This is a genomic window from Methylobacterium sp. E-046, assembly GCF_022829625.1.
Lineage (GTDB): Bacteria > Pseudomonadota > Alphaproteobacteria > Rhizobiales > Beijerinckiaceae > Methylobacterium > Methylobacterium longum.
The window spans coordinates 13,612-35,006 of record NZ_JAKSYP010000255.1; the positions used below are offsets into that span (position 1 = coordinate 13,612).

19 protein-coding genes are annotated in these 21,395 nt (G+C 70.7%); 8 read left to right on the forward strand and 11 right to left on the reverse strand.

What is annotated here, in order from left to right; all coding sequences use genetic code 11:
- Positions 1-154 precede the first annotated feature (154 nt).
- The 4 genes from MKK82_RS28315 to MKK82_RS28330 all read left to right on the forward strand — a co-directional run bounded on the left by MKK82_RS28315 (position 155) and on the right by MKK82_RS28330 (position 5,856).
- Positions 155-979: a poly(R)-hydroxyalkanoic acid synthase subunit PhaE gene (locus MKK82_RS28315; RefSeq protein WP_238290708.1), complete on the forward strand. Its 825-nt coding sequence runs from the start codon at positions 155-157 to the stop codon at positions 977-979.
- An 82-nt stretch (positions 980-1,061) separates the two neighbouring features.
- Complete coding sequence (gene phaC / locus MKK82_RS28320) at positions 1,062-2,132, forward strand: class III poly(R)-hydroxyalkanoic acid synthase subunit PhaC (protein ID WP_238290762.1); 1,071 nt, start codon at positions 1,062-1,064, stop codon at positions 2,130-2,132.
- 246 nt (positions 2,133-2,378) lie between these two features.
- Positions 2,379-4,391: an acyl CoA:acetate/3-ketoacid CoA transferase gene (locus MKK82_RS28325; RefSeq protein ID WP_238290710.1), complete on the forward strand. Its 2,013-nt coding sequence runs from the start codon at positions 2,379-2,381 to the stop codon at positions 4,389-4,391.
- Positions 4,384-5,856, forward strand: coding sequence for an NAD-dependent succinate-semialdehyde dehydrogenase (locus MKK82_RS28330; RefSeq protein WP_243987561.1), 1,473 nt, complete (start codon positions 4,384-4,386; stop codon positions 5,854-5,856). Before MKK82_RS28325 ends, MKK82_RS28330 begins: the two co-directional genes overlap by 8 nt.
- 208 nt (positions 5,857-6,064) lie before the next feature.
- On the opposite strand, the gene MKK82_RS28335 is transcribed toward MKK82_RS28330, so the two are convergent.
- From MKK82_RS28335 to pedF, 9 genes are all read right to left on the reverse strand, one after another.
- A complete protein-coding gene (locus tag MKK82_RS28335) occupies positions 6,065-6,343 on the reverse strand; it encodes a hypothetical protein (RefSeq protein WP_238290712.1) in 279 nt (92 codons plus the stop codon).
- A gap of 63 nt (positions 6,344-6,406) precedes the next feature.
- Positions 6,407-7,333, reverse strand: coding sequence for an HlyD family secretion protein (locus tag MKK82_RS28340; protein WP_238290713.1), 927 nt, complete (start codon positions 7,331-7,333; stop codon positions 6,407-6,409).
- Positions 7,330-7,539: a DUF1656 domain-containing protein gene (locus MKK82_RS28345; RefSeq protein WP_238290714.1), complete on the reverse strand. Its 210-nt coding sequence runs from the start codon at positions 7,537-7,539 to the stop codon at positions 7,330-7,332. The genes MKK82_RS28340 and MKK82_RS28345 overlap by 4 nt, the downstream gene beginning before the upstream one ends.
- Entirely contained in the window at positions 7,536-9,596 is a 2,061-nt protein-coding gene (locus tag MKK82_RS28350) for an FUSC family protein (protein ID WP_243987562.1), read from the reverse strand. The genes MKK82_RS28345 and MKK82_RS28350 overlap by 4 nt, the downstream gene beginning before the upstream one ends.
- Complete coding sequence (locus tag MKK82_RS28355; protein ID WP_238290716.1) at positions 9,593-10,078, reverse strand: MarR family winged helix-turn-helix transcriptional regulator; 486 nt, start codon at positions 10,076-10,078, stop codon at positions 9,593-9,595. The genes MKK82_RS28350 and MKK82_RS28355 overlap by 4 nt, the downstream gene beginning before the upstream one ends.
- A gap of 321 nt (positions 10,079-10,399) precedes the next feature.
- The gene (locus tag MKK82_RS28360) at positions 10,400-11,059 is read right to left on the reverse strand and encodes a response regulator (RefSeq protein WP_238290717.1); all 660 of its coding nucleotides are present in this window, start codon (positions 11,057-11,059) and stop codon (positions 10,400-10,402) included.
- 179 nt (positions 11,060-11,238) lie between these two features.
- Entirely contained in the window at positions 11,239-13,008 is a 1,770-nt protein-coding gene (locus MKK82_RS28365; protein ID WP_238290719.1) for a PQQ-dependent methanol/ethanol family dehydrogenase, read from the reverse strand.
- A 463-nt stretch (positions 13,009-13,471) separates the two neighbouring features.
- Positions 13,472-14,332, reverse strand: coding sequence for a substrate-binding periplasmic protein (locus MKK82_RS28370; protein WP_238290721.1), 861 nt, complete (start codon positions 14,330-14,332; stop codon positions 13,472-13,474).
- Positions 14,322-14,750 carry a cytochrome c-550 PedF gene (gene pedF, locus MKK82_RS28375; protein WP_373323366.1) on the reverse strand — a complete coding sequence of 143 codons (429 nt, stop codon included), beginning with the start codon at positions 14,748-14,750 and terminating at the stop codon, positions 14,322-14,324. The genes MKK82_RS28370 and pedF overlap by 11 nt, the downstream gene beginning before the upstream one ends.
- Positions 14,751-14,969: 219 nt before the next feature.
- Here pedF and MKK82_RS28380 point away from each other — a divergent pair, with 219 nt between their 5' ends.
- From MKK82_RS28380 to MKK82_RS28395, 4 genes are all read left to right on the forward strand, one after another.
- The gene (locus MKK82_RS28380) at positions 14,970-16,205 is read left to right on the forward strand and encodes an ABC transporter substrate-binding protein (RefSeq protein WP_243987564.1); all 1,236 of its coding nucleotides are present in this window, start codon (positions 14,970-14,972) and stop codon (positions 16,203-16,205) included.
- Complete coding sequence (locus tag MKK82_RS28385; protein WP_238290728.1) at positions 16,202-17,209, forward strand: YVTN family beta-propeller repeat protein; 1,008 nt, start codon at positions 16,202-16,204, stop codon at positions 17,207-17,209. The genes MKK82_RS28380 and MKK82_RS28385 overlap by 4 nt, the downstream gene beginning before the upstream one ends.
- A gap of 282 nt (positions 17,210-17,491) precedes the next feature.
- Positions 17,492-19,591: a 4Fe-4S binding protein gene (locus tag MKK82_RS28390; protein WP_238290763.1), complete on the forward strand. Its 2,100-nt coding sequence runs from the start codon at positions 17,492-17,494 to the stop codon at positions 19,589-19,591.
- The gene (locus MKK82_RS28395) at positions 19,588-20,565 is read left to right on the forward strand and encodes an FAD:protein FMN transferase (RefSeq protein ID WP_243987566.1); all 978 of its coding nucleotides are present in this window, start codon (positions 19,588-19,590) and stop codon (positions 20,563-20,565) included. Before MKK82_RS28390 ends, MKK82_RS28395 begins: the two co-directional genes overlap by 4 nt.
- On the opposite strand, the gene MKK82_RS28400 is transcribed toward MKK82_RS28395, so the two are convergent.
- Positions 20,566-20,739, reverse strand: coding sequence for a hypothetical protein (locus tag MKK82_RS28400; protein WP_238290765.1), 174 nt, complete (start codon positions 20,737-20,739; stop codon positions 20,566-20,568).
- Positions 20,727-21,146: a hypothetical protein gene (locus tag MKK82_RS28405; protein ID WP_238290732.1), complete on the reverse strand. Its 420-nt coding sequence runs from the start codon at positions 21,144-21,146 to the stop codon at positions 20,727-20,729. Before MKK82_RS28405 ends, MKK82_RS28400 begins: the two co-directional genes overlap by 13 nt.
- Positions 21,147-21,395 lie beyond the last annotated feature (249 nt).

A 21,395-nucleotide genomic window follows, 5' to 3' on the forward strand; every position in this document is an offset into this window, starting at 1 on the left:
GCCCTCCTTCGAGGCCTCCGTTGCGCTCCGGCACCTCAGGATGAGGGTTCAGGGCGGGAGCGATCAAGGGTTTGCGCGACGGGCGATCGAGCCCGTGCGCTGACGACACGTTCTGCGGCATCGCGGGGCCGGAACGGCCGGGAGGAACGCCAGCATGGACCAGTTCGACGCGTTCCGCGCGATGGGCGAGTTCTGGACCCGGGCCGGCGCGGGCTTCCTTACCCCCGGCGCCGGGCAGTCAGCCCCCACTTTCGGCTGGCCGACCTTTCCGGCGGCCGATCTCTCCGGCCTCGCGACCGCGCAGGCCAAGCTGACCGAGGCCTGGACCTCTGCGACCGCGTTGTCCCAGACCCTGACGGCGTCGCTGCAGGGCGGCCCCGGCGCGCCGGACCCGACCGCGGGCGCCGTGCTGGCCCGGATCTTCGATCCCCAGGCCTGGCTCGGCGGCTCGGGCGAGTTCGACGCCGCGCTCACCCGCATGGCCGAAGGACCTCAGCTCGCCGATCTGTGGCAGACGGAGCGGCGCTACGCGGCCCTGTTCACCGCTTGGGCGAGCCTGCGGCGGGCGCAGAGCGAGCACCAGGCCGTGATGCTGGACGCCTGGACGCGCGCCGCCGGCACCTTCGCCCAGGAAGCCAATGCCCGCGCCGAGCGCGGCGAGAGCTTCGCCTCCGCCCGAGACATGATGACCCGCTGGATCGAGACCGCCAACGCGGTCCTGCTGGAGGTCCAGCGCTCGGAGAAGTTCCTAACCTCGCAGCGGACGGTGCTGCGGGCCTCCACCGACCTCCGGCTCGCCCAGCAGGATGTCGCGGCCTTCCTGTCCGAGTTCTACGGCCAGCCGACCCGCGCCGAGCTCGACGATGTGCACAAGAGCCTGACCGAGCTGCGCCGCGAGGTGCGGGCGCTCCGCCGCGAGCGCCGCGCGGCCAGAGCCAAGGCGGACGGCGCGCGCGCCGCGGAGGAATCCCATGGCTGACCAGGAGAGCCGCACCCCGGAGAGCTCCAACCCGGAGCCCCCGAAGGCGCCGGCCGCGCCGCTCGCCCTGACCCCGGCCGAGATGCTCGCCGAGGTCGGCACCCTCGGCCAGCGCATCAGTGCCGGCGCCAAGCTGTTCGCGGAGGTCCGCGACGCGGATGTCGCGATCGCCACCACGCCGAAGGATCTGGTCTGGAGCCAGGACAAGGTGAGTCTCTACCGCTACCGGCCCCTCGCCGAGAGTCGGGGGCTGCCGCCGGTCCTGATCGTCTACGGCCTGATCGGCCGCTACACGATGGCGGACCTGCAGGAGGACCGCTCGCTGGTGCGCAACCTCCTGAATCTCGGCCTCGACCTCTACGTGGTCGACTGGGGCAATCCGGGCCGGGCCGACCGCTACGTCACCATCGACGATTACGTCGACGGCTACCTCGCCGAGTGCGTCGCCTTCATCCAGGAGGCGGCCGGGCGGGAGACGATCAGCCTGCTCGGGATCTGCGAGGGCGGCGTCTTCACCACCTGCTACGCGGCGCTCTATCCCGAGACCGTCAACGCGATGGTGCTGACGATCACGCCGATCGACTTCCACGCCGATGCCCGGGACGCCCGCGCCGGCCACGGCTTCATCAACGTCTGGACGCGCTCGCTGACGCCCGAGGATGTCGACCGGCTGATCGACGCGCAGGGCACCCTACCCGGCGCCTTCATGGGCTCGGTGTTCTCGATGATGACGCCGATGCGCACCATGACGAAGTACAACCTCGACTTGCTCGACGCCCTGGACGACAAGAAGAAGTTCCTGAACTTCCTCCGCATGGAGAAGTGGATCGCCGACCGTCCGGACCATCCCGGCGAGGCGGCCAAGCAGTGGCTGAAGGATCTCTACCAGGACAACAAGCTGGTGCGGAGCGCCTTCGAGCTCGGCGGCCGGACGGTGGACCTGAAGCGGATCACCTGCCCGGTGTTGAACGTCTTCGCGCAGGACGACCACATCATCCCGCCCGCCACCTCGCAGGCGCTGAAGGGCCGGATCGGCACGAGCGATTACACAGAGATGGGTCTGCCTGGTGGCCATGTCGGCGTCTTCGTCGGCGGCAAGGCCCAGAAGCTGCTGGGCTCGGGCATCGCCGACTGGCTCGGCAAGCGGGGGTAGGATGGTCGCTCATCGGTCCGAGACGGGCGCGACGTCCCTCCCCTCCCCCGTTTGCGGGGGAGGGTCGCCCCTGCATCGGCAGGGGGCGGGACTGGGGGACCCGGGTACAGGAAGGGGCGCGGCCGACCTGACATTCGGGGTTCCAGTCCTCACCGTCGCGTCCCTCTCCCGACCCGCTCCGGAGACCGCCCTCCCCCGCACGGGGGCGCGGGAGAGGCGCGCATTCCGGGCGCCGAGGACCAATCCATGGGCAGCCTGAAGAACAAGATCGTCAGCGCCGACGAGGCGATCGCCATCCTCCAGGACGGCGACATGGTCGCGGTGTCGGGCTTCGTCGGGATCGGCACCCCGGACGAGTTGATCCTGGCGCTGGCGCGGCGCTTCACATCCGGCACCGGCCCGCACGGGCTCGGGCTGATGTTCGCCGCCGCCCCCGGCGACGGCAAGGAGCGCGGCCTCAACCAGCTGGCCATTCCGGGCCTCGTGAAGCGGGTCGTCGGCGGCCACTGGGCGCTCGTGCCGAAGCTCGGGGCGATGGCTGTCGAGGGCCTGATCGAGGCCTACAACCTGCCGCTCGGCGTGGTCTCGCACCTCTACCGGGAGATCGCCGCCCACACCCCCGGCCACATCACCAAGGTCGGCCTGCGCACCTTCGTCGACCCGCGGCTCGAGGGCGGCAAGCTCAACGCCGTGACCCGCGAGGACCTCGTCAGCGTGGTCGAGCTCGGCGGTGAATCCTGGCTCCACTACAAGGCTTTCCCGGTCAACGTCGCGCTGATCCGCGGCACCACCGCCGACCCCGCCGGCAACATCACCATGGAGCGCGAGGCGCTCACCCTCGACAACCTCGCCGCCGCCATGGCCGCCAAGAACTCGGGCGGCTTCGTCATCGCCCAGGTGGAGCGGCTGGCCGAGGCTGGCTCGCTCAACCCACGCGAGGTGCAGGTGCCGGGCGTGCTGGTCGATTGCGTCGTGCTCAGCCAGCCCGAGAACCACCGCCAGACCTACGGCACGCCCTACAACCACGCCTTCACCGGCCGCCAGCGCGTGCCGCTCGACCGGATCGCCCCAATGGCGCTCGACACCCGCAAGGTCATCGCCCGGCGCTGCGCCTTCGAGCTACCACCCGGCGGCGTGGTCAATCTCGGCATCGGCATGCCCGAGGGCGTCGCGGCGGTCGCCGCCGAGGAGCGGGTGCTCAAGTACCTGACGCTCACCGCCGAGCCGGGCGTGATCGGCGGCCTGCCGCAGGGCGGTCTCGATTTCGGCGCCGCCCTGAACCCGGCCGCGGTGTTGCACCAGAACCAGCAATTCGACTTCTACGACGGCGGCGGCCTCGACCTCGCCTGCCTCGGCCTCGCCCAGTGCGACGCGGAGGGCAACGTCAACGTCAGCCGCTTCGGCAAGCGGCTCGCGGGCGCGGGCGGGTTCATCAACATCTCGCAGAACGCCAAGAGCCTCGTCTTCGCCGGGACTTTCACGGCCGACGGCCTCAAGGTGGCGGTGGAGGATGGCGGCATCCGGATCCTCGCCGAGGGACGTTCGCGCAAGTTCGTCGGCGCGGTGGAGCAGGTAACCTTCTCGGGGTCCTACGCGGCCGAGCGTGGTCAGCCGGTGCTCTACGTGACCGAGCGCTGCGTGTTCCGCCGGACGCGGGCCGGCATGGAGCTGATCGAGGTCGCGCCGGGCATCGACATCGCGCGGGACATCCTCGGCCAGATGGGCTTCACGCCGATCGTGCAGGACCCGAAGCCGATGGATCCGCGCCTGTTCCGCGAGGCCGTGATGGCGCTGGAGCCCTGGCTCCTCGGGCTCTCGCTCGCGGAGCGGATCAGCTACGATCCGGAGCGCAACATCCTGTTCTCGAACCTCGAAGGTTTCCAGGTCCGGACCATCGACGATGTCGAGCTGGTGCGCCGCGAATACGAGCGCGCCTGCCAGGAGATCGGCCGCAAGGTCCACCTGATCGCGAACTACGACGGGTTCGAGATCGACCCGACGGTGAGCGACGCCTACTTCTCAGCGATCGCCTACCTCGAAAACCGCTATTACGAGACCGCATCCCGGTATACGACGAGCGCGTTCTTGCGATTGAAACTTGGCGCCTCGTTGGCGAGCCGCGATCTGGCTCCCCATGTCTTCGAGACAAAAGCCGAGGCGCAGGCGAGGAATACGGCCCAGAGCGTGCCCCTCAAGCCGCGGACGGTAATGTCGGAAACCGACATGCCGCAGCCGCCGAAGGAACCGTTGGATGCCTGAGTTCGAGACCCTCTCCCTGAAGGACCGCGCCCTGCTGGTCGAGTCCTGCCTGATCGGCGGCACATGGTCGAAGGCCGGCTCCGGCAGCATCGACGTCACCAACCCGGCGACCGGCGCGCTGATCGCCCGGGTGCCGAGTGCCGGCGCCGAGGAGACGGCCCAAGCGATCAAGGCCGCCCACGCGGCCTACCCGGCTTGGCGCGCCAAGACCGCCAACGAGCGCGCCGTGCTGCTGCGCAAGCTCGCGGCGCTCGTCACCGAGCACCAGGAGGACCTCGCGCAGATCCTCACCGCCGAGCAGGGCAAGTCGCTGACCGAAGCCCGCGGCGAGGTCGCCATGTCGGCGGCCTACGTCCTCTGGTTCGCGGAAGAAGCGCGCCGCGTCTACGGCGACGTGATCCTCTCCCCCTGGGGCGACCGCAAGATCCTCGTCACCAAGGAGCCGGTCGGCGTGGTGGCGGCGATCACGCCGTGGAACTTCCCGTCCTCCATGATCGCCCGCAAGATCGCCCCGGCGCTGGCCGCCGGCTGCCCGATCGTGATCAAGCCGGCCTCGCAGACCCCGCTCTCGGGCCTCGCCTGGGGCGTGCTGTGCGAGCGCGCCGGCTTCCCGGCCGGCACGGTCTCGATCCTCACCGGCTCGGCCCGGGCGATCGGCGCCGAGATGACCGGCAACCCGCTCGTGAAGAAGATCACGTTCACGGGCTCCACCGAGGTCGGCAAGGTGCTGCTGGAGCAGGCCGCCCACACGGTGAAGAAGGTCTCGATGGAGCTCGGCGGCAACGCGCCCTTCATCGTGTTCGACGACGCCGACCTCGACAAGGCCGTCGCCGGCGCGATGCTCGCCAAGTACCGCAATTCCGGCCAGACCTGCATCTGCACCAACCGCTTCCTGGTGCAGGACGGGATCTACGACGCCTTCGCGGAGAAGATGGCCGAGGCCGCCAACCGCCTGAAGGTCGGCAACGGCTTCGAGGACGGCGTCGCGCAAGGGCCGCTGATCGACATGGCGGCCGTTGAGAAGACCGAGGCGCATATCCGCGACGCCGTCGAGAAGGGCGGCCGGGTGGTCGCGGGCGGCCACCGCCACGCGCTCGGCGGGCAGTTCTTCGAGCCGACGGTGATCACCGGCGCCACCCCTGCCATGGCGGTGGCCCGCGAGGAGACCTTCGGCCCCCTGGCGCCGCTGTTCCGGTTCCGCGACGAGGCCGAGGCGATCCGCATGGCCAACGACACCGAGTACGGCCTCGCCTGCTACTTCTACACCCGCGACCTCGGCCGCACCTTCCGGGTGGCGGAGGCGCTGGAATACGGCATGGTCGGGATCAACGAGGGGATCATCACCACCGAGGTGGCGCCCTTCGGCGGCGTGAAGGAATCCGGCCTCGGCCGCGAGGGCTCGTATCAGGGCATCGAGGATTACCTGAACACGAAGTACCTGTGCGTGGGCGGGCTCGGCGCCTGACGCTCGCCCCGGCGCCCTTGCGCTGAGTGTCAGCGTCCTTCCGGGGCGTCCGAATGCCAGATCCGCCGACGGTGCAATAGAAATCGCGTCGACGGATCCGAATTCCGGGCGCCGTTGCGTGGCCCGGGATGAAGAGGTGCTTGCGACGGCTCTCCGGGCTCGCCACGCAAGCTGCCACCTGCGGGCTGCTCCGAAGCGACCGCGAGGCCTACCGACCGCTCGGTGCCGCGCCGCTGCCTGTGGTGCCGTTGCCCATGCTGCTGCCACCGGCGGCACCCGGGGTGCTGACGCGCGGGCCGCCACTCGTACCGGGCGCCAAGCCGGTGGAGCCGGTGCGCTCCGCACTGCCTGTGCCGGTGCCGCCCACCGCGCCCGACTTGTTGACGTTGCCCCGGTCGCTCCCGCCGGTGTGCAGAGCCTGGGCCAGCGCCGCGCCCGATGTAGCGAGCACGAGGGACGTGGCCAGCGCGAGGATCGTCTTCGTCATGGGGACCTCCTGATTCGTCGTGTCAGGCCAACCCGGGTGCCGGGGGATGGTTCGGCCGCCGTCTCAGCGGGCGAGCGCCTCGCGCCACGCCATCCAAGGCCAGCGCAGGGTCTCCGCGCCCGCCGCGGGCGCTATCGACACCGTCGCGGTCCGGCCACTCACCAGCCGCGGATCCGCCGTGCCGCCGTCGAGGGTGATCCGCACCGGGATGCGCTGGGCGAGGCGCACCCACGAGAAGGTCGGGTTGACGTTGGCCAGGAGGTTGGTGGCGTCGCTGCGGCCGGTCTCGCCGATGCCGCCCGCGATGCTCGCCACGCGGCCCCGGAGCACGCCGTCCTCGCCCATCAGCTGGACGGTCGCCGGCGCGCCGACCCGGATGCGCGGCAGCTTGGTCTCCTCGAAGTAGCCCTCGATCCGCACCGTGTCGCGGTCGATCAGCGCCATCACGCCCCGCCCGGTGGTGACGTAGGCGCCCGGCCGCAGCTCCATGTTGGCGATCCGGCCGTTGACCGAGGCCCGCACCGCCGAGCGCTCCAGATTGAGCTTGGCGAGGTCGCGGTCGGCCCGGGCCTGCTCGTAGGCCGCCTGGGCGGACAGGTCGGCCGCCCTGGCGGCCTCGACCTTCTGCTGCGAGACCGCCGCGTCGGAGAGCTTGCTGTAGCGGGCGTAGTCGGCCGCATTCTGCTCGGCGGTGGCCTTGCGGCCCTCCACCATCGCCTCCGCCTGCCGCAGCCCGAGGCGGAACCGGTCCGGATCGATCCGGAACAGGATGTCGCCCGTCCGCACGACCTGATTGTCCTCCACCAGCACCTCGGTGACGAGGCCGGACACGTCGGGCGCCACCGCCACAACGTCGGCGCGCACCCGACCGTCCCGAGTCCAGGGTGCCTCCATGTAGTAGTCCCACAGGCCGAGGCCGACGATCAGCGCCGCGGCGACCATGCCGAGGGTGACCAGGAGGCGGCCGAGGACGGAGAGAACGGCGGTCATTGCAGGGTCCGGTGGGCGAGGGTCACGACGCCGCCGAGCAGGACGACGTAGAGGGCGAGGTCGAAGAGCGGCCGGTGCCAGACGAGGCGGTAAAAGCCGGCCGCCGCAAGCAGGCGGCGCAGCGGCAGGCTCAGTGCGAACGCGATGGCCATCCAGAGGGCGAGGCCGGGCACGAACACTCCGTACAGGTCGATCTCGCCCATCATGCCGCCATCTCCCGGTCGTCCGGCACGGTCGCGGCCCTATAGGCGGGCGCGTCGGGGAACAGGCCGCGGCGCAGGCCGGTCAGCCCGATCAGGGCGGCTCGGCGCTCCGGCGACGCCGTGGCGCCCGCGACGGCATCGAGGGCTCCGTCGAGGGCGGCGAGGAGATGGGCGTGGAGATCGGCGTCGCCGTGGTCCGTCCGATCGCGCAACTGGCGGGCCGCCATCGCCAGGAGGTGGTCGACGGCGGCGTGAGCCGCCCCCGGCAGCTGTCGGCGCACCCGCCGCACCTCAACGAGGTTGATGCCCACCCGCACGTCGGCCAGCAGGTCGCCCATCGCCGCCGCGGTCTCAGCCGGGAGTGCTGTCAGACGCGGGGCGATCAGGCCGACGCGGTCGAGCATCAGGGCCGCGAGTTCGAGGCCGTGCCCAGCGCCGCGCCCGTCCGCGGCCGCCGTGAGGCTGCGCCGGTTGATCCCCACCAGCCGCCGCGCGCTCCACCCGGCGCCGACCGAGCGGATCAGCCGGGTCACCACGGCGGCGATCCACATTCCCGTCACCGACGCGACGACCCCGTTGGCGAAGGGCGCGAAGTCGCCGCTGTAACCGTTCTGAAGGGCCAGCAGGGTGGCACCGTTGAGGGCCGCGCCCATGCCCATCGGGGCGAAGCGCGGCTGCGTCATCATCAGGCCGCACAGGATCAGGGCGGGCGCCAGCGCCAGGGCCAGCATCTCGAAACTGGTGGCGAGCGGCAGGACCGCGAACAGGCAGAATCCCGCGCCGAGGGCGCCGACGATCGGCGAGTTGGTGAATCCGAGGATTTGCGGCGCCGGGTCGTCCTGCGCGGCGAACAGGCAGCAGGCGACCGCCCCCATCATCGGCGCCGCAGACCCGTCGGGCCAGCCGGTGGCGATCCAGACGGCGCAGCAGGCCAGCAGCCCGACGAACACGCCCAGGGCCGAGAACGCCGCGCGACCGTGATCGCGATGGCGGATGGTCCGCACCCGGGCCGTGTACGCGAAGGCGAGCGGCGCCGTGGGTGCGGTGCCGGCGGCCACGTGGCCGCGGAGCGCGCGCAGGTCCTGCCGCAAGTCGATCACGTCCCGCAGACGGACCGCCAGGCTCCCCAGTAGCAATGCGGTCCAGTCCGGCGCAGGTCCGAGGACCGGCTCGAACCCGTCGATCCGACCGCGCAGCTCCGCGGCGCCCTCCGGGTCGTCGCGGTCGTCGGCGAGCCACACGGCGAGGTCCGACAGGAAGGCCCGGGCGCGGGCCGGGAGCGCGCCCGCCTGCTCCAGGATCGCCACGCGGTCCGCCACGGCGGCGGCGATCGGCAGGACCATCAACATGTGCTGGCGGAGCAGCGCGCAGGCCTTCGCGGCCCCCTCCGAGCCGGTGGCCTCGTTGCGCAGGGCGAGGCCGAGGGCGTCGAGGCCGATCGCGTCCGACGCGAGGCGCAAGCGCTTGGCCTGCTCGGCGTCGCGCGTTTCCGGCGCCCCAGTCGGCGCCAGGGCACCCTGGATCCAGGCTCGCGCCTCGGCCAGCCACAGGTTCAGCCGGTCGATGATCGCCGGGGCGGCCGATTGCGGCATCACGAGCGTGGCGACGAGGCTGGCGCACAGGATCCCCAGCGAGATCTCCTCGGCGCGCGCGACGGCGGTGTCGAAGATCGCGTTGGGATCGTCCACCGCCGGAAAGCCGATCAGCGCGGCCGTGTAGCCGGCGAGCATCGGCAGGTAGCTCGCGGGCGTGCGGTCGAGGAGCGAGACGTAGAGGCAGGCCGCGACCCAGAGCGCCACCGCCAGGCTCAGCAGGATCGGCGCGTTGACGAGGTTCGGCACCAGCACGACGCTCACCGCCGCGCCGAGCACCGTGCCGCAGACCCGGTAGACGGCTTTCGAGCGCGTCGCTCCGGAGAGCACTTGGCTGGTGATGTAGACGGTCCCGAGTGCCCAGTAGGGCCGGGGCAGGTCGATCCACAGCGCCAGGTATAGGGCGAGCATCGCCGCCGCGTAGGTCTTCAGCGCGAAGGCCCAGTCGCGCCATCCGGGCAGGGTCACGACGCGGGCTCCAGCGCGAGCCCGGCGACCGCGCGGCCGTGGCGCTGGAGTGCTGCGAAGACCCGGAGGCTCGCTTCGAGATCGGCGCGGCTGACCCCGGCGAAAACCTGCGCCCGCAGGGTGGAGAGCTCAGCCTCGATCCGCTCGAACACTTGGCGGCCGCGGGCGGTCAGGCCCAGCACCTTGGCGCGACGGTCGGATGGATCCTCGCGGCGCACCACCAGCCCGGCGGCGGCGAGCTGATCGATCAGGCGGACCAGAGAGGGGCCTTCAATGCCGACTGCGTCCGCCAGGACGTTCTGACGCGGCGCCTCGGCCATCCGGCCGATGATGATCAGCGGGTGCGCGGTCGCGTCGGACAGGCCATGCGCCTCGGCGACGGTGTTGGCGGCGCGCCGCCAGTGCCGGCCGGTCGTCAGCAGGGCGTGCGTCACGGCCTGCTGGAGCTTCTCGTGCGTATTCGGATCGTCGATGTCGGTCACGGTCCGGTCCACCACCGCGAGGGCCCAATCGAGACGCAGGTCAATCGGATTGCATGCTGATAGATAGCATCATATCGATTATGACGAGGCGGCACCGCGCGGGAGCAGAGTTGCGGTCAACGAATGGCTTCGCCTCAAAAGACGGGCGTGCAGCATCGAAGGCATGTGCCTCGGCGTGGTGTCAGCCGCCGCCGTCGCGACCCCACGGGGGCGCTCCAGCCGGCGCCACGCTGATCGATGTCGCTCGGCCTGGATCACGCTGACTCGTTCCTCACGACGGCACGGATCGTATCGCGCCGCGTGGTCAGGACGGCGGAGGCGTCAGGCGGGATGCGTGTTGTGGATCTGTTTGAAATCCAGGGATGCCGTGTCGATCACGATCTGCGTCCGGCTGATCACTTCGAGCTTGCGCAGGATCTCGGACACATGCGCCTTCACGGTCGAGTCGCCGACCTGAAGCTCGTGGGCAATCTGCTTGTTGAGCTTGCCCTGCCGGATCATCATCAGCACTCGCAGCTGCTGAGGCGTCAGCCGGGCGAGGCGTTCGGGCAAGGGCGCCTTCTTGCTCCGCGGCGCCGGTGCACTGGCCTCGGTGAAGCCCGGCGGCAGGAACAGCGCGCCGCTCATCACCTCGGTGATCGCCCGGGTGAGCGTCGCCTTGTCCATCGCCTTCGGGACGAACCCGGCCGCGCCGTGCTGCAGGGCCTCGCGCACGATGCGCGGATCCTCGTGGCCGGACACGATCAGGATCGGGATGCGCGGGAAGCTCGCCCGGATGGTGATCAGACCGTCGAACCCGGTGACGCCGCGCATCGACAGGTCGAGGAGCGTCAGGTCGATGTTACGGTTCGCTGAGAGGACTGCGCACGCCGCCTCGATCCCGTCGGCCTCGTGCAGAACCGCATCCGGATGCGCGAGGCGGATCGTGGCCGCCAGGGCGTCACGGAACAGGGGATGATCGTCGACGATCAGGAGATGCACGGACACCTCGGTCCTTCGCTCGAGATCCTCACAGGATCCGCCGAAAACGCGGGCGGGAGGTCCGAAAGGTGATGGAAGCAGCCCCGGGGCGCAAGCGGGTGTTGAGACGGCCGCCGTTGCGCCCCGAGGCCTGAGCGTGCCGGCCCGATCCGGAACCGGCACGCTTTCTTCGGTGCGCCTCAGCGCGACGCCACCGTCTTCGGCAGCTTGAACGCCCAGAAGCTGCCGCCCTGGTTGATGCCGGCGGTCGACTTGGCCACCTCGCCGCCCCACAGCGGAACCGCGCCGCCCCAGCCGGCCGCGACGCCGACCCACTGCTCGCCGTCCTGCTCCCAGGTGATCGGCGAGGAGACCACGCCGGTGCCGACCTGGAACTTCCACACCTCCTCGCCGGTCTTGGCGTCGAAGGCCTTCAGGAAGCCCTCGGGCGTGCCGGTGAAGACGAGGTTGCCCGCGGTGGTGAGCACGCCGGCCCAGAGCGGGGCCTTGTTCTTGTACTCCCACACGACCTTGCCGGAGGCCGGGTCGATCGCCTTGAGCGAGCCGATATGGTCGTCGAAGACCGGCTTGATGGTGAAGCCGGCGCCGAGATAGGCCGCGCCCTTCTTGTAGTTCACCGGCTCGTTCCAGATATCCATGCCCCACTCGTTGGAGGGCACGTAGAAGAGCTTGGTGTCGGGGCTGTAGCCGATCGGCATCCAGTTCTTGCCGCCGAGGAAGCTCGGCACCGCGAAGACCGACTTGCCCTTCTTGTCGTCGCCGGTCGCCTTGCTCGGGTCGCCGGGCCGGTTCTCCTCGTTGTAGATCGGGCGGCCGTTCTCATCGATGCCCTTGGCCCAGTTGATCTTCTCGACGAACGGCGTCGCCGAGATGAACTTCCCGTTGGTCCGGTCCAGGACGTAGAAGAAGCCGTTGCGGTCGGCGGTGGCGCCGGCCTTGATGGTCTTCCCGCCCTTGTTCAGGTCGAACGGCACGAACTCGTTGACGCCGTCGAAGTCCCAGCCGTCGTGCGGGGTGGTCTGGAAGCCCCAGACGATCTCGCCGTTGTCGGGGTTGAGGGCGAGGCGCGAGGACGTCCACTTGTTGTCGCCCGGCCGCAGCCAGGAGTTCCACGGGCCCGGGTTGCCGGTGCCGAAGTAGATCAGGTTGGTCTCGGGGTCGTAGGTGCCGCCGAGCCACGTGGCGCCGCCGCCGAACTTCCACATGTCGCCGGGCCAGGACTCGTTGACCTTGCCCGTCATGGTCGAGGGCTTGCCGTTGAGCTCGCCCATGTGGCCCTCGATCACGGGGCGCTTCCACACCACCTCGCCGGTCTCGGCGTCGCGGGCCTCGATGCGCCCGATCACGCCGAACTCGCCGCCGGACACGCCGGTGATGATCTTGCCCTTCACGATGATCGGGGCGGCCGTGTAGCTGTAGCCGGCCTTGAAGTCGTCGATGTCCTTGCGCCAGACCACCTTGCCGGTCTTGGTGTTGAGGGCGACGAGCTTGGCGTCGAGCGTGCCGAAGTAGACGTTATCCTTGTAGAGCGCGGCGCCGCGGTTCACCACGTCGCAGCAGGGCAGGATGCCCTCCGGCAGGCGGGCGTCGTATTCCCACTTCTTATCGCCGGTGCGGGAATCGATCGCGTACATGCGCGAATACGAGCCCGTCACGTAGATGATGCCGTCCTTCACCAGCGCCTGGCTCTCCTGGCCGCGCTGCTTCTCGCCGCCGAAGGAGAACGACCACGCCGGGACGAGGCTCTTGATGTTGTCGCGATTGAGGGTCTTCAGCGGGCTGAACCGCTGCGCCTGCGGCCCGAGGCCGTAGGTAACGACGTCGCCGGGCGTCTTGGCGTCGTTGATGATGTCCTGCTCGGTGACGCCTTCGGCCATGGCCGGGAGGGCGCCGGCCGCCACGAGGGCAGCGACGCCCACCGCGGCGAGAAACCGGGTCCGCATTCTCATGACGTATCCTCCGTCTTCGACTCCGGTCCGTGCGGCCGGAGCATTCGGGTTTCGGCGTGATCCGCACGAGTCGCGGGGCGCCCCCTTGAAAACAGAGGCTATCGATGTTCTCAGAGAAGTCTTATTGGCCATTGGTCCAATGAGTCGGCGATTGGTCCGGCGATTAGACTGTATTTAACAGAATGGACATCGCCGTCGATCCCGGCTTTAGCCCGGAGCGGCGGCGTGTGGCCTTGCGGGATCGTGTAACGCCTGCGGCATCAGCAGCGCCCCGAACCGCGCCCTTGTCGTGAGGTGCCGAAGCGGAGCGCGGCCTCGAAGGAGGGCTCCAGGGATCGCGACGCCTTCCGGGGGGCTCCTTCGAGGCGGCTTGCGCCGCATCTCGGCAGGGAGGGGATGGGTCGGAGTTTCGGATCGATCGGCGCCCTTTCCGTGTCGTCGTCAGTCGCCACCGAAGCGCGACTCAATACCCCTTCGGCGGCGTATAGCTGACGCCATAGGTCTCGCAGATCGCCTTGAGGCGGCCGTTCGCCTTCAACGCCGTTATCGCGTCTCCGACCGCGTAGGCGAGATCCCGGGAATCGGTGCGCACCGCGCCGCCGATCTCCCAACGGGTCTTGACGAGACCTGTCGAGGGAACGGTCGCGATCGGATTGTCGTCCTTCGGCGCCCTGGCGGCGGACAGGGCCGCCTCGATCGCCGCCCGGGTGCCGGCCAGGATCGGGGCCTCGCCGGTGAGATATGCCTTCGCGGCCTCCTCGAAGCTCTTGTAGTGCTTCAGGTTCGGGCGGAACCGGCCGCCCTGCGCGGTGAGCAGCATCAAGTCGGCCGCGCTCGTGCCCTCCAGGGCGACGCTCCGGTCGCCGATGTCATCCAGCCGGTCGAAACCCTCCAGTGCGTCCTTCCGGTACGCGAAGGCGATCTCCTGCTCGAGATACGGGGCCGTGAAGAACACTTGGTCGTTGCGCAGGGCGAGCTGCCGATCGGTGGGCACGTGCAGCATCAGGTCGGCGAGCGGCGTTCCCGCCAGATCCCCGCGCCACAGATTCAGGCGTAGGTCGCCGTCGACGTTCTCGCCGGCATCGACCACGCGCAGGTCGAGCTTCACCTTGAGCGTCTCGGCGATGGCCCGGGCGAGGTCGCCGTCGATGCCCTGAGGCTTGCCCTTCACCTCGTCGGAGAACGGGGCGTTGTCGCCGTAGACCGCCACCCGCAGCGTTCCGTCGGCGACGACCTGATCGAGCGGACGGGCGGCGGCCTCCGGCTGGAACCGGAGCGCCAGCACGAGCCCGCAGGCCGTGAGGAGCTGCGCCCTATTCCTCATGCTTCGACTCGATGTAGCTGCGGATCGCCCAGAGGCCTTCCTGCGAGATGATCCCCTCGAAGGCCGGCATCTTGGTCACGCCGTTGATCACCGCGCCGTGCTTCATGCGCTCGACGAAGTATTCGTCGCCTTCCTTGCCCTGCGGCAGGTATCGCAGGTCCGGAGCGAGGCCGCCGGAGATCATCTCCAGGCCGTGGCACCGGGCGCAGTTCTGGTTGAAGCCGGAGGCGCCGATCGAGATGGCGTGCGCGTCGCCCTTGTAGGGGTTCTCGGTGACCCACTCGGTGCCCAGCGGCTTCAGCCCGTCGGTCTTGACCGGCTGGGGCTGAACGTCGCCGTGCCCGAGGGCGCTGCCGGCTCCGACAGCCAGTCCGAGCGCCACGAGCACGCCCCCCGTCGCCGTCTTCATCCTGCGCATCCGCCGCCTCCCGTCGTCTTTGAACGACGGTTAGCAAGGTCCGGGCGCCCGACCCATTATGCTTTGGTACGGTTCGACTGGGTTATGTCCATCCACAATTTGTGTTGCACTGCATCAAAACTGATGGGTGCACCTTGGTCCAATATCGGCACGCAACATCAAGCCCGTAGGATCCGCGGCAACGAACAGAACCGCGGGGATGTGAGGAGACGGGCGAGGATGGTGTCCCCCGGTGCGCGGCGGGTCTGGACGTGCGGACGGTCCCTGGCCGCACTGCTTCTGCCGTTCGCCTTCGCGAGCCTGGCGCAGGCCCCCGCGGCCGAGGCCGTGACCCCGGTTGCCGGGCCACCCCTCACGATCCACTACCTCGAGCGGCGGGTCGAGCGGCCGGTACCCCTCAACAACGAGGATCCGATCCCCGATGACGAGGGTGCGAAGGGCGCGGAACTCGGCCTGAGGGATTCGAACGCCACGGGCCGGTTCCTCGGCCTGAGCTTCGGGCTCGACGCGAGCGTAATCGAGCCGGGTGACGACATCCGCCAGGCATTCCGCGACCTCGCCGACCGCCGCTTCGTGGTGCTGAACGCGCCGGCCGCCGACGTCCTCGCCCTCGCCGACCTGCCGGAGGCGCGGGGCAGCGTGCTCCTCAACATCGCCGCCCCGGACACGCGGCTGCGCGACGCCGACTGCCGGCGGAACCTGCTCCACGTCCTGCCGTCCCGCGCCATGCTGACCGACGCGCTGGTGCAGTTGCTCGCGTTCAAGCGCTGGTCGCGGATCCTGCTGGTGACCGGGCCGGCGCCCGGGGACGCGCTCTACGCCGAGGCGCTGAAGCGCAGCGCCCGGAAATTCGGGGCCCGCATCGTCGTCGAGTCCCGCTACGACCCGCAGGGCGGCGATGTCCGCGACACGGCGCTTCGCGAATTCGCCCTGCCGACCCGCGGGCCCGAGCACGATGTGGTGGCGGTGGCCGACGAGGCCGGCGCCTTCGGAGCGAGCCTGAACTACAACACCGCCGCGCCCCGGCCGGTCGTTGGCACGCAGGGGCTCTCGCCTGCCGCCTGGGGGCGGCCCGTGGAGGCCTGGGCGGCCGTGCAGCTCCAGGGCCGGTTCCGGAAGATCGCCGGGCGGCCGATGCGGCCGGTCGACTGGGCCGGATGGATGGCGGTGCACGCGATCGGCGAGGCCGCCGTGAAGGCGCGCAGCACCGATCCCGCCACGGTCCGCGCCGCCCTGGCGGCGCCCGGCTTCGAGGTCGGCGGCTTCAAGGGCCGGCCGCTGAGCTTCCGCGCCTGGGACGGGCAGCTGCGCCAGCCGGTCTTCCTGCTCTGGCCCGGGGCCGTCACGGCGACGGCGCCGATCGAGGGCTACCTCCACCACCGCACGGAACTCGACACCCTCGGCCTTGACGAGCCGGAGAGTGCCTGCCGCGCGTTCTCGGGGACATCAGGATGAGCTGGCTCGCCCCCATCGCCCTCCTGCTCTGCCTATCGGCCCCGGCGCAGGCCGAGGAGATCTTCGTCACGAACGAGCGCGACAACACCGTCTCGGTGATCGACGGCGACAGCTTCGCGGTGATGCGCAACTTCCCGGTCGGCCGGCGGCCCCGGGGGCTGACCTTCTCGAAGGACGGGCGGGCGCTCTACGTCTGCGCCAGCGATTCCGACGCCGTGCAGGTGATCGACCCGGATACCGGCGAGGTCCGGCACAACCTCCCCTCAGGCGAGGATCCGGAGCAGTTCGCGCTGGCGCCGGACGGGCGCACGCTGTTCATCGCCAACGAGGAGAACGCCACCACCACCGTGGTGGACGCGCAGACCCGCAAGGTCCTGGCGCAGATTGACGTCGGCATCGAGCCCGAGGGTGTGGCGGTGAGCCCGGACGGCCGCACCGCCGTGACCACCTCCGAAACCACCAACATGGTCCACTGGATCGACACGAGGAGCCTGGAGGCGGTGGACGCCACGCCGGTCGGGCAGCGGCCGCGCTTCGCGGCGTTCTCGGCGGACGGGACGCGCCTCTGGGCCTCCTCGGAGATCGGCGGAACCGTCTCGGTGATCGATGTCGCCACCCGCAAGGTCGCCGAGACGATCGCGTTCGCCGTGAAGGGAATCGCGCCCGACCGGATCCAGCCGGTGGGTATCCAGATGTCGAAGGACGGTCGCCACGCCTTCGTGGCTCTCGGTCCGTCCGATCGAGTCGCGGTCGTGGATACCGCGACCTTCCAGGTCGAGAGCTACATCCTGGTCGGCCGCCGGGTCTGGCAGCTCGCGCTCAACGCCGCCGGTACGCGGCTCTTCACCACCAACGGCGTCTCGGGCGACGTGACGGTGATCGACGCCGAGACGTTCAAGCCGATCAAGACCGTGAAGGTCGGCCGCTTTCCCTGGGGCGCGGCGGCGCGGCCGATGACGGCGGCGCAGGCACCGGACGGGCGCGCCGCCGGTGCGGCGCCGTGAGGCTTCCGCAGTCCCGCACGGTGGCATCTCCCGCCTCCGCAGAGGCGATCCGATCCATCCATCGGCATTGGCGCCGAGGCGGCGGGACGGAGCGCGGGGCCCCGTTTCGATGCGGGAGAGGGGACCCGTCGCGTTCCGCCGTCAGCGTCCGTGTTCGACGGGGATGTGTGCCCCCCCCCAGCCGGCGGCGGAAGCCGGGAGGATGTCCGGCCGATGCGGAGGGGAACGCCTCCGAGCCCACCCGCGCTCCGGACCGCGGTGGGCGGCGGCCGGGGTCCGGTTATGCTCCTGCGCGCCGCGCTGCTTCTGCTCGTCCTGCTCCTGCCGACCCTCTCGGCCCGGGCCGGCCAACTCGATCGCGCGGCCCTCGAAAAGTATTTCCCGCCCCCGCTGGTGGTCGGCGAGAAGGACGACCGGCTCCCGGTCTGGCCGATCCTGAAGCAGCAGGCCGGCGCCTACGAGGTGTTCGCCTACGCCTTCGAATCGGTCGATCTCGCGCCGATCCCCGGCTTCGGCGGCACGCCCCCCGACCTGCTGATCGCTCTGGCGCCCGACGGCACCTTCCGCGACGTGAAGGTGATCGCGCATCACGAGCCGGTCTTCCTCGAGGGCCTCGGCTCCGAGCCGCTCTTCGCCTTCGTGGAGCAATATGCCGGCCTCTCGGCCCGGCAGGCGATCCGGGTCGGCCGACCGAACGCCCGGGCCGCCGGTGCCGCGCCGCAGACCACCGTCGACGGCATCTCCATGGCCACCGCCTCGACCCGGGTGATCAACCAGTCGATCCTGGCCTCCGCCCTCGCTGTGGCGCGCGCGAAGCTCGGCTTCGGCGCCGCCAATGTCGGCCTCAAGGTCGAGGCCAGGGCTGACCTCTACGAGCCTCTCACCCTGGCCGATCTCGTGGCCCGGGGCTGGGTCGGGCGGCTGACGGTGACGAACGCTCACGCCGCGTCGGCCTTCAAGGGAACCGGCGTGGAGGATCGGGCCGAAGGGCGCCCCGACGCGGTGCTGACCGACCTCATCGTTGCTTATCTCAACGTGCCGACGATCGGCCGCAACCTGCTGGGTGAGGTCCGGTACGACGCGCTGATGCGCGAGCTCGGCCCCGGCAACCACGCGGTGATGGTGATCAGCGCCGGGCCGGAGGACGCGCCCGAGAACCCGATCGGCGACCGGTTCGTGCTGGGCGCGGTGCCCGAACGGCTGGCCGTCGGCCAGGGCGGCCTGATCGTAAACGCCCGCGACATGGCAGTGGAGCGCCGCGACGCCGGCCGCGCCGAGGGTCTCCCGCCCGGTCCCTGGACCATCCTGCGGATCGATCAGGCCGCCGGCTTCGATCCGTCCGCTGCCTGGGTCCTGGCCGAGACCATCGTCCGCGAGCGCGGGCAGATCCTGTCGGAGAAGATCGCCCGGGCCTTCCCGGTCGAGACGAAGCTCCCCGCCGACCTGTTCACCCGCGTCCGCCCGGAGGACGGGCCGAACTGGACCGACCCGTGGCGGGCCCGGGGCCCCGAACTCGGGCTGATCGGGCTGATGCTCGCGGTGCTGGTGCCGGTCCTGAGCCGCCAGCGCGGGCTGGTGGCCGATGGTCGCCGCTTCGCCCTCTTCCGCCTGGGCTTCCTGGCGCTGACGCTCGGCTTCGTGGGCTGGTACGCGCAGGCGCAGCTCTCGATCGTAACCCTCGTCGGTCTCGTCCGCGCCGCTACCGTCAGCCACGACCTCGCCTTCCTGCTCTATGACCCGCCCTCGCTAGTGCTCTGGGTCTTCGCGCTGGCCGCGCTGGTAGCCTGGGGACGCGGCACCTTCTGCGGCTGGCTCTGCCCCTTCGGCGCGCTGCAGGAATTCGTGGCGCTGCTCGCGCGACCGCTGCGCATCCGGCAGCTCGCGGTGCCGGCGCGCCTCGACCGGGCATTGCGTCCGGTGAAGTACGTCGTGCTCGTCGGCATTCTCGGTGCCGCCGCCGCCGGATCGCCCCTCGCGGACACCGTTTCGGAGGTCGAGCCGTTCAAGACGGCCATCACCCTCTCCTTCGTGCGATCCTGGCCGTTCGTCGCCTACGCGGCCGGCCTGCTCGTTCTCAACCTCTTCGTCTACAAAGGGTTTTGCCGCTACCTGTGTCCTCTGGGCGCCGGCCTCGCCCTCCTGGGTCGAGCCCGGATCCTCGACTGGATCCCGCGCCGGGCGGAGTGCGGCTCACCGTGCCAGCTCTGCAAGGTCCGCTGCCGCTACGGTGCCATCGCGCCCTCCGGCCGGATCGACTACGCCGAGTGCTTCCAGTGCATGGAGTGCGTGACGATCATCCACGATCCCGAGCAATGCGTGCCGCAGGTGGTGGCGCGCAAGCGGGCGCACCGCGCCGCGCCCCGGCCGGTGACCGTCGGATGAGTGCGCCGGCTCGTTTCACCCCCGCGCGCCGCCACGTCCTCATCGGGGCTGCCGGACTCGCCGGGTTCGGCGGAATCGCGGCGTTCTGCGCCTCCGCGGCGTCGCGGGGGCTGACGCTGCGAACCCGCGCCGGCCTCGCCTTCGGCACGACCGTGGCGCTCACGGCCGCGGGGCCGGACGGCTCCGCGGTCGAGGACGCGCTGAGCGACGGCTTCGCGACGATGCGCGCCGTGGAGGCGGCCGCCAGCCTGTTCCTGGCCGACAGCGCCCTGGCGCGGCTCAACCGGGACGGCATCCTGGAGGCGCCCGATCCGCACCTCGTCGCCCTGCTGCGCTTCGCCCTGGCCCTCGCGGACGAAACCTGTGGCGCCTTCGACCCCACCGTGCAACCGCTCTGGCCGGTCTGGGCCGGCGCCGCCGCCCGGGGCGAGCAACCGGGGGCTGGCGCCCTCCGCGCGGCCCTGGCGCAGGTCGGCTGGCGGCGCGTGCATCTCGGCACGGACCGCATCGTGCTGGAGCCCGGAACGGCGCTGACCCTGAACGCCCTGATCCAGGGCTACGCCGCCGACCAGGTGATGGCGGCGCTCCGGGCGCGCGGCATCGGCGATGCCTTCGTGGATACCGGTGAGTTCGGCGCGTCCGGCTCGCATCCGGACGGCACGCCCTGGCGCCTGGGACTCGCCGATCCCCGCGACCCCGCCGTCGTCGCCACCGTGATCGCCCCGTTCGCCGGCTTTGCGGCGACCTCGGGCGACTACGCCATGCGCTTCTCGGACGACCGCACCGACCACCACATCTTCGACCCGGCGACGGGCCGGTCCCCGCCCGGCCTCGCCTCGGTGACGGTGACGGCGCCGACGGGACTGCTCGCCGACGGGCTGTCGACCGCCTGCATGGTCCTGGGGCGCGCGCGCGGCGCGGATCTCGTCGCGGCCCATCCGGGCTGCGCCGCGCGCTTCACCGGCAAGGTCTGATCAGGCGGCGCGGACGGAGGCCAGGAAACTTTCGACCTCGGCCCCCGGATGGTCGAACTGGTTCGACAGCGCCGAGGCCGAGGCCAGCACGCTGCCGGCGGTCGCCCCGGTGGCCTCGACGGTGCCGGCCGCCGCCTCGGCGACCGTGCGCACGATCCCGTTCACGACGGCCACCGCGGCACGGGCATCGCCACGTCGAGGGTCAGGTGATGCATCGCGATGGCGGCGGTCGCCGCGAGGATCACGCGCCGGTCGCACCATCCGACGAGCACGGCCAGGCAGGCGAAGAAGGACATGTGCAAGTCGATCTGCCAGCGATGACCGGTGAAGACGGTGAGAAGGCTTGCCGCCATGCCGATCAGGGCCAACCCGCTGACGATCTGGGTGGCCGGCCCGACCGGATCATTCAGCCACAGGAGCGTCACGGTTCCCGCGAGGATCGCCGCGGCGACGACCGGTGCCAGGGGCGGTAGCCCGCCGCCCAGGAGCGCTTCGGCGGCGGCAACGGCAGGAACATGAGCCCACAGGGCCGGAATGAGGCAGCGCCCGAAGTTGCGCCGGATCGCGTCGAGATGGTTCATGGTGCGGGACGACCGAGACCCGGTCCGGGCCCTGACGTGAGATGCGTGCTCTGCGACGGGCGACCGCAGAGCCCTCCGATGCGCCCGTCGAGGACGAGGCGGGCGCCGGCTCCGTAGAGTCGCCGGGCGAACCCCTCGGGATCGGCATGGGCGATCACGATGTTCGGCCGGCCGCCGAGGCCCTGCCGGGCCGGGGTCCTCGCCCTACTTGCCCGGATCCCCACGGCGCGGCCCCTGCATGTGCGGCGA

Coding starts and splice junctions, on each gene's coding strand:
- MKK82_RS28335 (WP_238290712.1), bottom strand. CDS start 6,343: ATGACGAAGACGATCCTCGCGCTGGCCACGTCCCTCGTGCTCGCTACA.
- MKK82_RS28370 (WP_238290721.1), bottom strand. CDS start 14,332: ATGAGGAATAGGGCGCAGCTCCTCACGGCCTGCGGGCTCGTGCTGGCG.
- MKK82_RS28395 (WP_243987566.1), top strand. CDS start 19,588: ATGAGTGCGCCGGCTCGTTTCACCCCCGCGCGCCGCCACGTCCTCATC.
- MKK82_RS28340 (WP_238290713.1), bottom strand. CDS start 7,333: ATGACCGCCGTTCTCTCCGTCCTCGGCCGCCTCCTGGTCACCCTCGGC.
- MKK82_RS28330 (WP_243987561.1), top strand. CDS start 4,384: ATGCCTGAGTTCGAGACCCTCTCCCTGAAGGACCGCGCCCTGCTGGTC.
- MKK82_RS28405 (WP_238290732.1), bottom strand. CDS start 21,146: ATGAACCATCTCGACGCGATCCGGCGCAACTTCGGGCGCTGCCTCATT.
- phaC (WP_238290762.1), top strand. CDS start 1,062: ATGCTCGCCGAGGTCGGCACCCTCGGCCAGCGCATCAGTGCCGGCGCC.
- MKK82_RS28345 (WP_238290714.1), bottom strand. CDS start 7,539: ATGATGGGCGAGATCGACCTGTACGGAGTGTTCGTGCCCGGCCTCGCC.
- MKK82_RS28380 (WP_243987564.1), top strand. CDS start 14,970: ATGGTGTCCCCCGGTGCGCGGCGGGTCTGGACGTGCGGACGGTCCCTG.
- MKK82_RS28390 (WP_238290763.1), top strand. CDS start 17,492: ATGCTCCTGCGCGCCGCGCTGCTTCTGCTCGTCCTGCTCCTGCCGACC.
- MKK82_RS28325 (WP_238290710.1), top strand. CDS start 2,379: ATGGGCAGCCTGAAGAACAAGATCGTCAGCGCCGACGAGGCGATCGCC.
- pedF (WP_373323366.1), bottom strand. CDS start 14,750: ATGCGCAGGATGAAGACGGCGACGGGGGGCGTGCTCGTGGCGCTCGGA.
- MKK82_RS28385 (WP_238290728.1), top strand. CDS start 16,202: ATGAGCTGGCTCGCCCCCATCGCCCTCCTGCTCTGCCTATCGGCCCCG.
- MKK82_RS28365 (WP_238290719.1), bottom strand. CDS start 13,008: ATGAGAATGCGGACCCGGTTTCTCGCCGCGGTGGGCGTCGCTGCCCTC.
- MKK82_RS28315 (WP_238290708.1), top strand. CDS start 155: ATGGACCAGTTCGACGCGTTCCGCGCGATGGGCGAGTTCTGGACCCGG.